This window comes from Vibrio sp. R12-SW3-ISO1 (genome assembly GCF_059834005.1).
Genome location: NZ_JCBDGK010000056.1, coordinates 1 through 14798 on the forward strand (window position 1 = coordinate 1; position 14798 = coordinate 14798).

The window sequence follows — 14798 nt, forward strand, 5'->3', positions numbered from 1 at the left end:
TGGGTAGGGGAGCGTTCTGTAAGCCGTTGAAGGTGTGTTGTAAAGCATGCTGGAGGTATCAGAAGTGCGAATGCTGACATGAGTAACGATAAAGGGGGTGAAAAACCTCCTCGCCGGAAGACCAAGGGTTCCTGTCCAACGTTAATCGGGGCAGGGTAAGTCGACCCCTAAGGCGAGGCCGAAAGGCGTAGTCGATGGGAAACGGGTTAATATTCCCGTACTTCAACTTATTGCGATGGGGGGACGGAGAAGGCTAGGTGGGCCTGGCGACGGTTGTCCAGGTTCAAGTGCGTAGGCTTGAGAGTTAGGTAAATCCGGCTCTCTTTAAGGCTGAGACACGACGTCGAGCGCCCAAGGGCGTGAAGTCATTGATGCCATGCTTCCAGGAAAAGCCTCTAAGCTTCAGATAAGTTGGAATCGTACCCCAAACCGACACAGGTGGTCGGGTAGAGAATACCAAGGCGCTTGAGAGAACTCGGGTGAAGGAACTAGGCAAAATGGTACCGTAACTTCGGGAGAAGGTACGCTCTTGACGGTGAAGTCCCTCGCGGATGGAGCTATTGAGAGTCGCAGATACCAGGTGGCTGCAACTGTTTATTAAAAACACAGCACTGTGCAAAATCGTAAGATGACGTATACGGTGTGACGCCTGCCCGGTGCCGGAAGGTTAATTGATGGGGTTAGACTTCGGTCGAAGCTCTTGATCGAAGCCCCGGTAAACGGCGGCCGTAACTATAACGGTCCTAAGGTAGCGAAATTCCTTGTCGGGTAAGTTCCGACCTGCACGAATGGCGTAATGATGGCCACGCTGTCTCCACCCGAGACTCAGTGAAATTGAAATCGCTGTGAAGATGCAGTGTACCCGCGGCTAGACGGAAAGACCCCGTGAACCTTTACTACAGCTTGGCACTGAACATTGAGCCTACATGTGTAGGATAGGTGGGAGGCTTTGAAGCAGGTACGCCAGTATCTGTGGAGCCGACCTTGAAATACCACCCTTGTATGTTTGATGTTCTAACTTAGCCCCGTTATCCGGGGTGAGGACAGTGCCTGGTGGGTAGTTTGACTGGGGCGGTCTCCTCCCAAAGAGTAACGGAGGAGCACGAAGGTGGGCTAATCACGGTTGGACATCGTGAGGTTAGTGCAATGGCATAAGCCCGCTTGACTGCGAGAATGACAATTCGAGCAGGTGCGAAAGCAGGTCATAGTGATCCGGTGGTTCTGAATGGAAGGGCCATCGCTCAACGGATAAAAGGTACTCCGGGGATAACAGGCTGATACCGCCCAAGAGTTCATATCGACGGCGGTGTTTGGCACCTCGATGTCGGCTCATCACATCCTGGGGCTGAAGTCGGTCCCAAGGGTATGGCTGTTCGCCATTTAAAGTGGTACGCGAGCTGGGTTTAGAACGTCGTGAGACAGTTCGGTCCCTATCTGCCGTGGGCGTTGGAAGATTGAAGGGGGCTGCTCCTAGTACGAGAGGACCGGAGTGGACGAACCTCTGGTGTTCGGGTTGTGTCGCCAGACGCATTGCCCGGTAGCTAAGTTCGGAATCGATAACCGCTGAAAGCATCTAAGCGGGAAGCGAGCCCTGAGATGAGTCTTCCCTGATACTTTAAGTATCCTTAAGGGTTGTTCGAGACTAGAACGTTGATAGGCAGGGTGTGTAAGCGCTGTGAGGCGTTGAGCTAACCTGTACTAATTGCCCGTGAGGCTTAACCATACAACACCCAAAGGGTTTTGATGGACTCAATGTAAGAACATTGAATGTGTAAAAGAGACGAGTGTCTAGTTCCTAGTAGCTAGAAACGATAAGCACAGCTTTCCGAATTATTAAGTTCTAGGAACTAGGCACTAGCTTCTAGGAACTTAAACAAAATTTGCTTGGCGACCATAGCGATTTGGACCCACCTGATTCCATGCCGAACTCAGAAGTGAAACGAATTAGCGCCGATGGTAGTGTGGGGCTTCCCCATGTGAGAGTAGGACATCGCCAGGCTTTGAACATTATCTATTTGAAGCACGATTGAGATAAGACTTTAAATAGACCACTGCGGAGTGGTAGTTCAGTTGGTTAGAATACCGGCCTGTCACGCCGGGGGTCGCGGGTTCGAGTCCCGTCCACTCCGCCACTTATACTAAGCCCAGTCGAAAGACTGGGCTTTTTTACGTTTAACGCTCCCGAAAGTGCTGTGTACTTTTTCGCGGGCCGGAATGCCGGACCATCGAGTCCCATCCACTCCGCCACTTATACTAAGCCTTAGTCGAAAGACTGAGGCTTTTTCACGTTTAACGCTCCTGAAAGTGCTGGCTTCGAAGAGAGAGCAAGGCGAGATTAAAGAATAGTGTCTCGCACTTCAGGATCTTTGCGTTCTAGGTAGTGTGTCGATTTAATGCGACGAATGGTGCGACAGCGTCCTTGGATTATCTAGCACCCGCTGCTCGTAGTTTTCTCACACGTGCACCTTCCTCCATCAAACTTGATGTCGTTGTTCAAATCGTGTCGGATACTAGCGTGAATAAAGGGCAAGCCGTTGGTCTACGATAGGCTTTCAGCAACGCGTTTACCTCGTGGTCAATAGGCTCACGTCGTTACTCAGTAACCATGCTTTAAACGCTTTCTTAAGGACAAAAAAACTGGCCGTGTTGGCCAGTTTTGGTATTGGGCTAATGACCCGCTTTATTCACGGTAGAAACTAGGACTGGATAATACTCAGCGCCTTTTTCGATACTTCCTGCGCTGCCTTGTTGAGGTTTTGTTTCTCCAGTACATCTGCCAAGTATGCATAGTCGGAAACGTTAGAGCGGACAGATAAGGCTTTCTCAAGATGTTGCTGCGCTTCTTGCCACTGTTCGTTTCTCATTTGCAATTGCGCTAAAGCGCTGTGTGCTTCGGCGTTATTGGCGTCTTTACGCACCATTTCCTCTAGCAGTAGTTTGCTTGGGTGGGTGTCGGACAATTTCATCTCTGGTAGCAAGGTGATCAGTGTGGAGTTCGGGTGCTTTTTCACTGTTTCTTTAATGACGGTGAAGGCTTCGTGATCGGCGTTGCGCGCAATCAATTGTTTCACAAAACACTCTACTAGATGGGCGTCTTGCTTGAGCTTTCTCGGTAGGCTGTTCCAGTGACCAATTAGGCCTTCACTTCCTTTGTTTTCGGCGACATCAGCCAATAAGCCGCATTGCGCTCTTTGGATCAAGGTTTGTTGATCTTGTTCGCTAATCAAGCCAAGTTTGCCTAGCTGGGGCGTCAGATCAATCAGTGGCTGCCACTGTTTCAGTTCTACATAGACTTGCTTAAGTAGGTTAACGATCACCACGTTGTTGGGATGCTGGACCTTAAGAAGATGTAAGGTTTCCAGTGCGCCAGCGTAGTTGGCCTCTCTCACCTGCTGCTTGGCACGTGTTAGCTCCACCGCTAAGTTAGAACCAGGCTGTTTACCTGCGAGCTCAAGGTAGTGATCGGCCTTTTTGTTGTCTCCGAGACCTATCGCCGCTTCTGAGGCAATCAGGTAACAAACGACAGGCATATCATGATAGTTTGCCCAGCGCGTGACCTTTTTTTCTGCGGTTTTAAAGTCGCCCTCAATCAGTTTAATTAAGCCTTCATTCGTCAGCCTGCGAGAGTGGCGCATTTTACGTACGCTAAAGTAATTCCAAGTGGCAGAACTGGCATAGAGCATTTTCTTAACGAGGTACTCAAGAGCAAAGAGGGCGGCCAACGTCGCAATTAAGAAAATCACTAAGGTGGTGACGCTCATTTCAATCGTGGTGTTGGCGATAGAGACTAGGACATAACCTTGTTGCCCCGAGTATTGAGTGCCGACAAACAGCCCCGCACCTAAGATGACAAAGAGGAAAATCAGTCTAAACATTATTTCTCCTCCGTAATTAATGTGGTGACTTCGCGGCGTAGGCGATCGCGAATAACGTCAGACAGTACTTCTTGTGTGTCGAGTTTTACCGGGTAATCGACTTGGATGGTTTGTTGGCCTAGCATGCCTAGGGCTTGATTGAACTCACGAACATTGTTGGCATCTTGGTTGAAGAACGCTTGAGACCAGTCACCTGCGGTGGCAAGCGCTGTGGTGTAGATCTCTTGTTGCTCGACATATACCGCTTTGATGGCGGTTTCTAGCTTCGCTTTAATGTTTTCTTTGAGATAGAAATGCTGCTCGGGAGAGAGCAGTGGGATGACATTGCCATCACGAGTTCGGAACGTAATAAAGTTCTCTGAGAACTCTTGTAACGAGGTCATCAGGTTGTCTTTCCAATCTGCCACGTCTTGCGAGACTTGACGAGCTTCCACCGCTTGCGCCTCTGGAAGAATGGCATTGGCGAGCGGTAAGCTATCGACTTGTTGCTGAAGAGCGGTAAGTCTTAGCACCAAGCCTTCTCGATCTACAAGGGGGACCCCTTTGAGTTTGGTGATGTCATTCGCCATGGATTTGCGCAGAGGTACAAGACTTGGGTCATTCAGTGCTGCGATGCGCTGGTCTGCACTTTCCATCAGTTTAGTGGCGCTGACCGCGTCGTGTTCTAAAAACAGTTTTCGTCCAGCGAGCTTGACGAGGTAGTCAGCCTCAGCCAGTAACCAATCATTGGGGCGACGGCCTTTTACGTCTGCCATGGCGAGCTGTAAGCTCTCGATGCTTTTTTGCTGCTGCTCTAGAACGGTATCTGCGCGATGGCTAAGCTCAGTGGCCTTCGATAAGATTTGCTGTTGGTTCTGATCCAACTGAGCCTGCATGGCCTGTTTGGCTTGATTGAGCTCTGATTGCAGCGCAGCGATTTGCGCTTGCTGCTGCTGATTCTTCTCTTGGATGTAAAAGGTGAGTCCGCCCCCAATCAGCACAGCAATAACGATGGCGATCGTAGCTAGCTTCACGCCGCGTTTGCCTTGTTTTTCTTCAGGCTCTCCACTTTGGGGCTGGCTATCAACTGGCGCTGTGTCGTCCGGGCTTGGCTCTGATGCGGTTTCAGGTGAAGTCACATCTTGAGATTCAGTGTCTACCGCGCTGTTTTCCTCGGTCATCGCTGCTTGGTTTGGCGCGGTTTTGTTTTCTTCGGGTTCAACATGTCCATTGTTTTTTTTACTTGTCATTATGTTTTGTCCTGTTGTTTTGGCTGGAGAGCGGCCAGTAAGTCCGAATTAGAGGCACTAGGGGTCGTGATGACATCGACAAAGCCCCATTGGTGTGCGTCTAGAGCGATACGCTCACTAGGAACGTATAGCGTTAATCCAAATAGCCAGGCTTGATAGCGCTTGCCGATTTGCGAGACAAGGTGTTCAAGCTGACCCGAGCTAGTAACGACTAGCTGATCAATGTGCTTATTTTGCCAGAGAGGGACGAGCAAATCTGAGCACAAAGCAATGTTTTCACGACGATAGACTTCTCGATACTCCACTAAGGCCCCTCGTGCCTGCAAGGTATCGAAAATCAAATCTCGGCCACCGTTTCCGCGTAGGATGACAATACGCCTATTGGTGACGTCATGAAGGGGTTCAAGCGCAAGTAGATGCTCGCTATCGCCCACTTGAGGATAGTCTACGTTTTGTTGCGTTTTTGTGCTTAAGATCTGTGCAGTTTTTTGACCAACGGCAATGTATCGCGCTGAATGTGGCCAGTGTTGCTGATGTTGGCGAAGGGTTTGATCGGTAAAGTGCACCGCATGTTGGCTCACAGCAATAATGAGATCGGCGCGATGTAACGCATGTGCGATATCGCTAAGTTGTCTCCCCGGGTGAAGCGAGATGAGCGGTTGATGCTCACTCGCGACACCGAGGTGTTGCAATTGATGGCAGAGCGATTGGCCTTGCTGACCTGGCCGGGTCACCAATACTGCCATGGCATTACTCTTGTTCTGCGTACAGCTTAGTTAAAATGGTTTTGGCGCCATTATCGAGCAGTTGATTGGCAAGTGTGACTCCCAGTTGCTCCGCTTCGCTTCGAGGACCGCTGATCTCACCACGAACGATGGTGGATCCATCCGGTTCACCGACTAAGGCTCTAAGCCAGATTTGATCGCCATCCAGCAGTGCATAACTGCCGATAGGAACTTGGCAGCCTCCCTCAAGGGTGAGGTTCATGGCGCGTTCACACAACACGCGGTCGACCGTGTCTGGGTGATTGAGAGGCTCAAGTAACGCGATTAAACGCTCGTCATCAAGGCGACATTCGATGCCGACGGCACCTTGTCCAACCGCGGGTAGGGATTGCTCTGGCTCGATGTAACTCTGAATGCGCTCTTCAAGCTTGAGTCGTTTTAAGCCAGCTGCGGCCAAAATGATCGCATCGTACTCACCTGCATCGAGCTTAGAGAGTCGGGTGCCGACGTTGCCGCGTAGCTCTTTGATCACCAAATCGGGACGATACTCTTTTATCTGACACTGACGACGCAAGCTGCATGTACCGACAACTGCGCCTTGTGGTAAATCGTCGATGTTGCTGTACTGATTCGAAACAAACGCATCGCGCGGGTCTTCGCGCTCACAGATAGTGACGAGACCTAAGCCTTGGGGGAATTCCACCGGCACGTCCTTCATTGAGTGCACGGCGAGGTCCGCGCGACCTTCAAGCATCGCCACCTCCAGCTCTTTCACAAACAGCCCTTTTCCGCCGACCTTGGCGAGCGGCGTGTCTAAAATAATGTCGCCTTTCGTGACCATAGTCACCAACTCGACTTCTAGACCAGGGTGAGCGGCTTGAAGGGCGTCTTTCACATAATGAGCTTGCCAAAGAGCAAGGGGGCTTTTGCGCGTTGCAATACGGATCGGAGTCGTTTGAGTCATGATAGAAACAGATAAACCAAATGATGGCTCCATCGTATCACTCTGAGATAAAAATGCTCAATGCAATATGAGTCCTAAGCGGCAATCCTCAATCCGTAGCAAAAAATCATCAAAAAAGTGTGATTGCAATCTCGTTTATGAGCTGCGCTATTGTTACTCATCACGTATCCAGACCACACTGTAGCGCGTAATAAAAAGAGAACAACTCGTCAGTCAAGAGATACAAAATAGTGTTGAATCGATCGTACAATTCTTTACCAGTCCAAAGAAAAGTGTTAAATTGATCACGTTTTGATAGTGCTTTAGAATAATTATTAAACACAGCACGCTGTAGATAATTAACCAAGGAACATCCCTTGCTGGCTTACACCCAATCGCTAATCCATAGACTTGATGATCTCAATCAGCAACGCATTGAACGTGCGTTAGCGCTTATGGATGCGCAGGCCCAGCGTGTTTTCCATCTGATTCCTACTCTTCTGCACTACAACCATCCTTTAATTCCCGGCTACTACGCATCCAAAGTCCCTTACGGTATTCGCAATTTTGAATTGAGTGAACCTCAAAGTCAGTTTGTGTCGGACACTGAGCTTACGATCGGTCAACCGCTCGCCACCGCAGACAACCCAATGATTTTGGGTCTGTATACTATGGGCAGCACCTCTTCAATTGGCCAGAGTACCTCCAGTGATTTAGACATTTGGGTGTGCGTGTCCTCGAAGATGAGTGCTGACGAACGAGACAGCTTGACCAACAAATGTCTCTTGATCACCGAGTGGGCGCTGAGCCGTGGCGTTGAAGCCAACTTCTTTTTGATGGACGAAAGCCGTTTTCGCAGCAATAAGTGTGAAGAGATGACCGGGGATAACTGCGGATCATCGCAGCACCTGTTGTTACTCGATGAGTTTTATCGCAGTGCGGTACGTTTAGCTGGCCAAAGGCTGCTGTGGCAAATCGTGCCACCAGAAATGGAAGAGTGTTACGACGAGTACGTGACGCATCTCTGTAGCCAGAATGTGATTAACTGCTCGGAGTGGATTGATTTTGGTAAATTGAACCGTATCCCGGCAGAAGAGTACTTTGGCTCAAACCTATGGCAACTCTATAAGAGCATCGATTCGCCCTACAAATCGGTATTGAAAGCGATTTTGCTTGAGGCGTACTCGTGGGAGTATCCGCACACCCAGTTGTTGAGCCTTGATACCAAACGCCGCTTCTTCGCGCACAAGCCCGATCTCTATGGGATGGACGCGTACTATTTGATGCTTGAGAAAGTGACGCGCTATTTAGAGCGGATAGGTGATCACACCCGCTTGGATTTGGTGCGTCGTTGTTTCTATCTCAAAACCCATGAAAAACTCTCTCGCCAGCCTGGCGCAGGTTCGGTGGCTTGGCGCCGTGAAGCGCTGTCTGACATGATCCAAAAATGGGACTGGTCACCGAGCGTGATCGCTGAATTGGATGATCGCCGCAACTGGAAAGTCGAGCAAGTGAAAGTGGTACACCACGCCTTGTTAGATGCCTTGATGCAGAGTTACCGAAACCTTATCCAATTTGCACGTCGTAACGACATCACCTCTGCGATTAGTCCGCAAGATATCAGCATCTTGGCGCGTAAGTTGTACGCTGCGTTTGAGGTGTTGCCGGGTAAGGTGACGTTGCTCAATCCGCAAATTTCTCCGGATCTGCATGAACCTGATTTGAGCTTTATTGAGGTACGCCCGGGTAGAACGAACAAAGCGGGATGGTACTTGTATAAACAGCCGTTAGAGGCTGAGAAAATCATCGGTCGTGCGCCACTTGAGCACAACGAATACTTAAGTAAATTGGTGGCTTGGTCCTTCTTTAACGGTTTGATCACGGAATCCACCCGTTTGCACTCTGTGATTCGTGATGCCGAGTTGGACATAGATAAGTTCTACCAAATGGTCAGCGATCTACGCAATACCTTCTCACTGCGCAAGCGTCGCCCTACGATGCAGGCGTTGGCGAGTCCGTGTGAGATCAGCCAGTTGGCCATGTTCATCAACTTTGAAAGTGACCCGACCTCAGAACTGAGCGGCCGTGCGCTGAAGTTGGATCAAAAGAGCACAGACATCTTTAGCTTTGGCCCTGACCAAACCTGCCTTGTGGGTAGCGTGGACTTGGTCTATCGCAACTCATGGCATGAAGTGCGTACCTTGCACTTCAAAGGGGAGACCGCCATGCTGGATGCGCTCAAAACGGTACTTGGTAAGATGCACCAAGATGCGTTGCCACCGGAGTCGGTGGATGTGTTCTGCTACAGCAAGAACTTGCGCGGTGTGATGCGCAACATGGTCTACCAGTTATTGGCCGAATGCATTGATTTGCGTTTGAAGCCGGTTGAGCAAGAAAAACGTCGTCGTTTCAAAGCGCTTAAGATTGGTCAACAGACCTATGGCTTGTTCTTTGAACGCCGTGGGGTGTCGGTGCAAATGCTGGAAAACTCAGTCGATTTCTATCGCAGCATTTCAACCAACAAACTGAAAGGCTCGCCCTTGTTGATGCTCGATAAAGAGCAAGATTATCAAATGCCAGAGGTCATTGATGGTTTTGCCAGTGAAGGTTTGATTCAGTTCTTCTTTGAAGACACAGACAAAGGCTTCAACATCTATGTGCTGGATGAGTCAAACCAAGTTGAGGTGTATCACCAATTAAGCGGTGAAAAAGACGAGATGATCGCGAGCGTGAATGGCTTCTACTCATCCGTCAAAACCGAAAGCGAATTGGCGTCTAAATTCATTAACTTCAATTTGCCGCAGTATTATCAAATCGTGCATCCTGAAGAGGGCGACTCTTACATCGTCCCTTATCGCAATGATGGCTCAAACTACTCCAAGCCAAGCCGAGTTGTGAATGCTTGAACCCGCAAAGTAAAGAGATAAAAAAAGAGCACCGCGTGCTCTTTTTTGGATTCTGAATGGGGTTAAACCCAGTCAATCTCTTCATTGGCGTGCTTTTCACACTCTTCTTTGACCATGGCGATCAACTCTTTGCCTGTTTTTGAACAGATCCATTGCTGCTCGACCAAGGAGAAATGGAAACCACCGGATTTCGATGCGAGCCAGATTTCTTTCATCGGCTCTTGTCGGTTAATGATGATCTGGCTGCGATCGTCAAATTCCAGTGTCATCACGTTACCTGTGACCTCGTAGTCGATGTCCGCGCCTGAGTCATCAATCATTTCTTCAATGATTTGCATTTGAACATCCACCAACTGATGAAATTCAGTCTCGTTCATCCTATCTATCCTATTGCTTTTCTTGGTTGTGGTGCGATTATAGGGGGCATTGAACAAATAATCACGATAGAACCCATGAAAAAATCAATCCTTGCTCTGTTTCTTCTTTCAGTGTTAGGTCTGGCAGGATGTGGTCAGACGGGCGGTTTGTACATGCCAGAAGAGACGCAAACGAACGAGCAATCCTCCTAATCGCCACGCGTCCATCGCCATTAACGGTGTTCATCGCAATTAAAACGACTATTTAAGGGAAAGTACTTTGGATTACTTCAATTATCAGGACGATGGCCAGCTCTGGGCCGAAAACGTACCGCTTAGTGATGTGGCTGAGCAGTTTGGTACGCCACTTTATGTCTACTCTCGAGCGACGTTAGAGCGCCATTGGAATGCCTTCGACAAATCGGTGGGTGAGCACCCTCATCTAGTGTGTTACGCCGTGAAAGCGAACTCCAACCTTGGGGTATTGAATACGTTGGCGCGTCTAGGATCGGGTTTTGATATTGTTTCTGGTGGAGAATTGGAGCGCGTGATTGCTGCCGGTGGCGATCCGAGCAAGGTGGTCTTTTCTGGTGTGGGCAAAACGGCACAAGAGATGAAACGCGCACTTGAGCTTGGCATTAAGTGTTTTAACGTTGAGTCTGAGCCGGAACTTGAGCGCTTGAACCAAGTCGCCGCCGAGATGGGGGTGAAAGCGCCTATTTCACTGCGCATTAACCCGGATGTGGATGCGAATACCCACCCTTACATTTCAACAGGTCTGCGTGACAACAAGTTTGGTATTGCTTTTGAACGCGCTCCGGATGTCTACAAGTTTGCGCAAAGCTTGAGCAACCTGGAGATCAAAGGCATCGATTGTCATATTGGCTCACAGCTGACACACATCGACCCATTTATCGACGCGACCGATCGCTTGCTGGCATTGATCGATGACTTAAAAGCGCAAGGCATCAATATTGCGCACCTTGATGTCGGTGGTGGCTTAGGGGTCGTCTATCGTGATGAATTACCACCGCAGCCTTCGGAGTACGCCAAAGCGCTACTTGGCCGCTTGGACAATCATCAAGATTTGGAGCTGATTTTTGAGCCAGGTCGTGCGATTGCCGCGAACGCGGGTGTCTTGCTCACCAAGGTCGAGTTTTTGAAGCACACGGAGCACAAAAACTTTGCCATTATCGATGCGGCAATGAACGATTTGATGCGCCCTGCGCTATACCAAGCGTGGCAAAACATCGTTCCAGTGAAACCTCGCGAGGGTGAAGCGGTGACCTACGATTTGGTCGGGCCTATCTGTGAAACCGGTGATTTCTTAGGTAAAGATCGCGCCTTGGTGCTGAAAGAGAACGACCTGCTTGCGGTGCGTTCTGCCGGTGCATATGGCTTTGTGATGTCATCCAACTACAACACTCGCGCTCGTGTGGCGGAAGTGATGGTTGATGGTGATAAGCTGCATTTGGTTCGCCAGCGTGAAGAGCTGTCCAGTTTGTGGGCACTAGAAAATATTCTTCCGGAGTAATGAAAGGGTTATGCATTTTCACTTTTCCAAGATGCACGGTTTAGGCAACGACTTTATGGTCGTTGACTGTATTACCCAAAACATCTTTTTCTCACCGGATCTGATCCGCCGTTTGGCGGATCGACATACTGGCGTGGGCTTTGACCAACTGTTGGTGGTCGAAGCGCCGTACGATCCAGAAACCGATTTTCACTACCGAATTTTCAATGCCGATGGCAGTGAGGTTGAGCAGTGCGGTAACGGCGCTCGTTGCTTTGCGCGTTTTGTCCGCATGAAAGGTTTGACCAACAAGTACAGCATCAGTGTCAGCACCAAGAAAGGTAAGATGGTCCTCAATATTGAAGAGGACGATCAAGTGACGGTCAACATGGGCGTGCCAGAGTTTGAGCCGAGCAAGATCCCTTTTAAAGCCAAGCAAACCGAGAAAACGTACATCTTACGCGCCGCAGATAAAACGCTATTTTGTGGAGCGGTGAGCATGGGTAACCCTCATGTTGTGACGGTTGTCGATGACGTTCAAACCGCAGATGTGGATAATCTAGGCCCGCTGCTGGAGTCGCACGAGCGCTTTCCTGAACGCGTGAACGCTGGCTTTATGCAAGTGGTTAACCGCCAAGCGATCAACCTACGTGTGTACGAGCGTGGCGCTGGGGAAACGCAGGCGTGCGGCAGTGGCGCATGTGGCGCGGTGGCCGTCGGTATCGTCCAAGGCTTATTGGACGAGAATGTCAAAGTCTCTCTGCCCGGTGGCGAGCTCAACATTCGCTGGAAGGGGCCAGGTAAACCGCTTTACATGACAGGCCCAGCCACACATGTGTTTGACGGCCAGCTGAGCTGCTAGCTCAATCCACACCTCGATAGATAACAAGTAAAGGGATGAATTGTGTCTCAAATTGAAGCGGACGCACTGACCGCGGAAGTGGTTGCCGAGTACCTCAGTGACAACCCGGATTTTTTCGCCCAGCGTCAAGCGCTGGTGGACAGATTGGCTTTGCCTCACCAAGAGCAAGGCGCAGTCTCTCTCGTCCATGTTCAGTTGAACCGCCAACGTCAGCGTATTGAAGAGCTTGAAGAAGAGATCACGACGTTGATGTCGCTGGCGAAAAATAACGATCGCACCTTCCATGAATTTATGGAGCTGCAAGAGCGTATTCTGCGCAGCGATAGTTTGAGCTCGGTGCTCAAATCGATCGAAGACATGGCGATCTCTCTGGGCTTAGTGGCATATATTCGCTTGGTGGGTGTGCAGGGCGGACAAGATAAGTATCGCCTGAGCAAAGAGAGCTATCAACGTTTTGTCACCAACCACCTGAATGGCAAGAGTGCCTACCTTGGCCGTATGCGTTCGTGCGATCGTGAACTTTTGTTTGGGCCGCACAGCCCAGCGCCGGAAATGGGATCTTACGTGGTGATGCCACTGAATAAGACCTCGCTCCAAGGTATCTTGGCCTTTTCCAGCTCCGACGGTGGCCATTTTCAGCCACACATGGATACTCTCTTTTTGCGCCATCTGGCGCTCGTCCTTTCTCACCTGATTGATACCCTGCCTTGGCAGGCGCAAGATAATGAGCGACGCTCCACCACCTCTGCCTAATGGTTTGCAGCAGCCCTTACTACGCTTCTACGATTATTTAAGAAGTGAAAAAGGGCTGAGTTTGCATACTCAACGCAACTACAAACAGCAACTGGAAACCATGGCTGCGCACCTAGCGGGTTTGGGTATAAAAAAGTGGACCCAAGTGGATGCGGGCTGGGTTAGACAGGTGGCCGGTAAAGCAATGCGTGAAGGGATGAAAGGAAGCAGTATTGCGACACGTCTTTCCTGCTTGCGTAGCTTTTTTGACTTTTTAGTGCTGAGAGGTGATCTTGCGGCGAATCCAGCCAAAGGCGTCTCTGCGCCGCGCAAACAGCGGCCACTGCCTAAGAACCTTGATGTCGATGAAGTGGGGCAGCTGCTTGAAGTCAATGAAGATGATCCGTTGGCGATACGCGATCGCGCCATGATGGAGCTGATGTATGGTGCTGGCTTACGTTTGGCTGAAATGATCGCCGTGAATGTCAAAGACGTGGGTCTTTCGGACGGTGAAATTCGTGTCGTCGGTAAGGGAGACAAAGAGCGGAAAGTGCCGTTTTCGGGCATGGCTGCCGATTGGGTGGCGAAATGGCTCAAAGTGCGCGGAGATTTAGCGCATCCCGATGAGCCTGGGTTATTTGTCTCTAAGCTGGGTGGTCGAATTTCTCATCGCAGCGTACAAAAACGCATGGCGGAGTGGGGGCAGAAGCAGGCCATTGCCAGTCATGTCAGTCCGCATAAATTGCGTCACTCGTTTGCGACGCATGTGCTGGAGTCGAGCAACAATTTGCGTGCCGTGCAGGAGCTCTTGGGACACGAAAACATTTCCACCACCCAAATCTATACGCACCTCGATTTTCAGCACTTGGCGCAGGTCTATGACCAAGCGCACCCAAGAGCGCGAAAAAAGGGCAGGCCGAAAAAAGAGGAGGATGAGTGAAATTTTATCGCCATCTCAAACCCATCAAGGCGATGACGTTCGATCTTGATGACACCCTGTATGACAATTGGCCGATCATTCGTACCTTAGAAGCGCGTATGGTCGAGTGGCTACACCATCACCACCCCGTCAGCGCGACGGTGCCACTGAGCTGGTGGCAGAGCCACAAGCGACGCTTGGCCGAGCGCGATCCTTGGTTGCCTAATGATGTCACCAAGTGGCGCTTTCAACAGATAGAGAGTGGCTTGGTGAGACTAGGTTATGACGAGCAACAAGCGCACAGCGCTGCTTCGAGCGCGATTGAGGAAGTGCTGAGACTGCGTAGTGACTTTAGTGTGCCAGAAGAGACCCATCGTGTGTTAACTCGGCTAGCAGCGCAGATGCCGCTGGTGGCCATCACCAATGGTAACGTTGATGTCGAACGAATCGGTTTATCGGCGTATTTCACCCTGACGCTCAAAGCGGGGCCGGATGGCTACGCAAAACCGCATGGCGAAATGTTTCGCAAAGCGGCGCAGCATCTGGCGCTGGATGCCGGTAGCATTCTTCATGTCGGCGATCATCTCAATACCGATGTGCAAGGGGCAAAAGCCAGTGGTTTTCAAGCGTGCTGGTTTAATGATACCGCTATCCGCCCAAGACAGGCTCGACATGCGCGGGTGCTGCCTGATGTAGAAATTAACCAATTGTCGGATTTGCTGTTACTGACCGATTAGT

12 protein-coding genes, 1 tRNA gene and 2 rRNA genes are annotated in these 14798 nt (G+C 50.3%); 10 read left to right on the forward strand and 5 right to left on the reverse strand.

What is annotated here, in order from left to right:
- The 3 genes from AC6R0R_RS18525 to AC6R0R_RS18535 all read left to right on the forward strand — a co-directional run.
- Positions 1-1723, forward strand: a 23S ribosomal RNA gene (locus AC6R0R_RS18525); the annotation flags it as partial.
- 160 nt (positions 1724-1883) lie between these two features.
- A 5S ribosomal RNA gene (gene rrf, locus AC6R0R_RS18530) occupies positions 1884-1999 on the forward strand.
- Positions 2000-2055: 56 nt separating this feature from the next.
- A tRNA-Asp gene (locus AC6R0R_RS18535) sits at positions 2056-2132 on the forward strand.
- 564 nt (positions 2133-2696) lie between these two features.
- On the opposite strand, the gene AC6R0R_RS18540 is transcribed toward AC6R0R_RS18535, so the two are convergent.
- From AC6R0R_RS18540 to hemC, 4 genes are read right to left on the reverse strand one after another with little or no spacing between them, the layout of a single operon-like run.
- A complete protein-coding gene (locus AC6R0R_RS18540; protein ID WP_500627794.1) occupies positions 2697-3875 on the reverse strand; it encodes a heme biosynthesis protein HemY in 1179 nt (392 codons plus the stop codon).
- The gene (locus AC6R0R_RS18545; RefSeq protein ID WP_500627795.1) at positions 3875-5104 is read right to left on the reverse strand and encodes a uroporphyrinogen-III C-methyltransferase; all 1230 of its coding nucleotides are present in this window, start codon (positions 5102-5104) and stop codon (positions 3875-3877) included. The genes AC6R0R_RS18540 and AC6R0R_RS18545 overlap by 1 nt, the downstream gene beginning before the upstream one ends.
- Entirely contained in the window at positions 5104-5850 is a 747-nt protein-coding gene (locus AC6R0R_RS18550; RefSeq protein ID WP_500627796.1) for a uroporphyrinogen-III synthase, read from the reverse strand. The genes AC6R0R_RS18545 and AC6R0R_RS18550 overlap by 1 nt, the downstream gene beginning before the upstream one ends.
- A gap of 4 nt (positions 5851-5854) precedes the next feature.
- Positions 5855-6793 (reverse strand): hydroxymethylbilane synthase, encoded by a 939-nt coding sequence (gene hemC / locus AC6R0R_RS18555; RefSeq protein WP_334555620.1) that lies wholly within the window; start codon positions 6791-6793, stop codon positions 5855-5857.
- A gap of 356 nt (positions 6794-7149) precedes the next feature.
- Between hemC and AC6R0R_RS18560 the strand changes: the two genes are divergently transcribed.
- Positions 7150-9678: a class I adenylate cyclase gene (locus AC6R0R_RS18560; RefSeq protein WP_500627797.1), complete on the forward strand. Its 2529-nt coding sequence runs from the start codon at positions 7150-7152 to the stop codon at positions 9676-9678.
- Between the two features lie 62 nt (positions 9679-9740).
- Here AC6R0R_RS18560 and cyaY read toward each other — a convergent pair whose 3' ends face one another.
- Entirely contained in the window at positions 9741-10055 is a 315-nt protein-coding gene (gene cyaY, locus AC6R0R_RS18565) for an iron donor protein CyaY (protein WP_334555618.1), read from the reverse strand.
- A 75-nt stretch (positions 10056-10130) separates the two neighbouring features.
- On the opposite strand from cyaY, the gene lptM reads away from it, so the two are divergent.
- The 6 genes from lptM (at position 10131) to yigB (ending at position 14797) form a co-directional block, all read left to right on the forward strand.
- A complete protein-coding gene (gene lptM / locus AC6R0R_RS18570) occupies positions 10131-10247 on the forward strand; it encodes an LPS translocon maturation chaperone LptM (RefSeq protein WP_420378243.1) in 117 nt (38 codons plus the stop codon).
- Positions 10248-10314: 67 nt separating this feature from the next.
- Positions 10315-11568: a diaminopimelate decarboxylase gene (gene lysA, locus AC6R0R_RS18575; RefSeq protein WP_487902823.1), complete on the forward strand. Its 1254-nt coding sequence runs from the start codon at positions 10315-10317 to the stop codon at positions 11566-11568.
- A gap of 10 nt (positions 11569-11578) precedes the next feature.
- Positions 11579-12409 carry a diaminopimelate epimerase gene (gene dapF / locus AC6R0R_RS18580; RefSeq protein WP_334555615.1) on the forward strand — a complete coding sequence of 277 codons (831 nt, stop codon included), beginning with the start codon at positions 11579-11581 and terminating at the stop codon, positions 12407-12409.
- A 42-nt stretch (positions 12410-12451) separates the two neighbouring features.
- Positions 12452-13162, forward strand: coding sequence for a DUF484 family protein (locus AC6R0R_RS18585; protein ID WP_500627798.1), 711 nt, complete (start codon positions 12452-12454; stop codon positions 13160-13162).
- Entirely contained in the window at positions 13134-14081 is a 948-nt protein-coding gene (gene xerC / locus AC6R0R_RS18590; RefSeq protein ID WP_500627799.1) for a tyrosine recombinase XerC, read from the forward strand. The genes AC6R0R_RS18585 and xerC overlap by 29 nt, the downstream gene beginning before the upstream one ends.
- Entirely contained in the window at positions 14078-14797 is a 720-nt protein-coding gene (yigB, locus tag AC6R0R_RS18595; protein WP_500627800.1) for a 5-amino-6-(5-phospho-D-ribitylamino)uracil phosphatase YigB, read from the forward strand. Before xerC ends, yigB begins: the two co-directional genes overlap by 4 nt.
- Position 14798 lies beyond the last annotated feature (1 nt).

Coding starts and splice junctions, on each gene's coding strand:
- AC6R0R_RS18540 (WP_500627794.1), bottom strand. CDS start 3,875: ATGTTTAGACTGATTTTCCTCTTTGTCATCTTAGGTGCGGGGCTGTTT.
- AC6R0R_RS18545 (WP_500627795.1), bottom strand. CDS start 5,104: ATGACAAGTAAAAAAAACAATGGACATGTTGAACCCGAAGAAAACAAA.
- AC6R0R_RS18550 (WP_500627796.1), bottom strand. CDS start 5,850: ATGGCAGTATTGGTGACCCGGCCAGGTCAGCAAGGCCAATCGCTCTGC.
- hemC (WP_334555620.1), bottom strand. CDS start 6,793: ATGACTCAAACGACTCCGATCCGTATTGCAACGCGCAAAAGCCCCCTT.
- cyaY (WP_334555618.1), bottom strand. CDS start 10,055: ATGAACGAGACTGAATTTCATCAGTTGGTGGATGTTCAAATGCAAATC.
- lptM (WP_420378243.1), top strand. CDS start 10,131: ATGAAAAAATCAATCCTTGCTCTGTTTCTTCTTTCAGTGTTAGGTCTG.
- dapF (WP_334555615.1), top strand. CDS start 11,579: ATGCATTTTCACTTTTCCAAGATGCACGGTTTAGGCAACGACTTTATG.
- xerC (WP_500627799.1), top strand. CDS start 13,134: ATGAGCGACGCTCCACCACCTCTGCCTAATGGTTTGCAGCAGCCCTTA.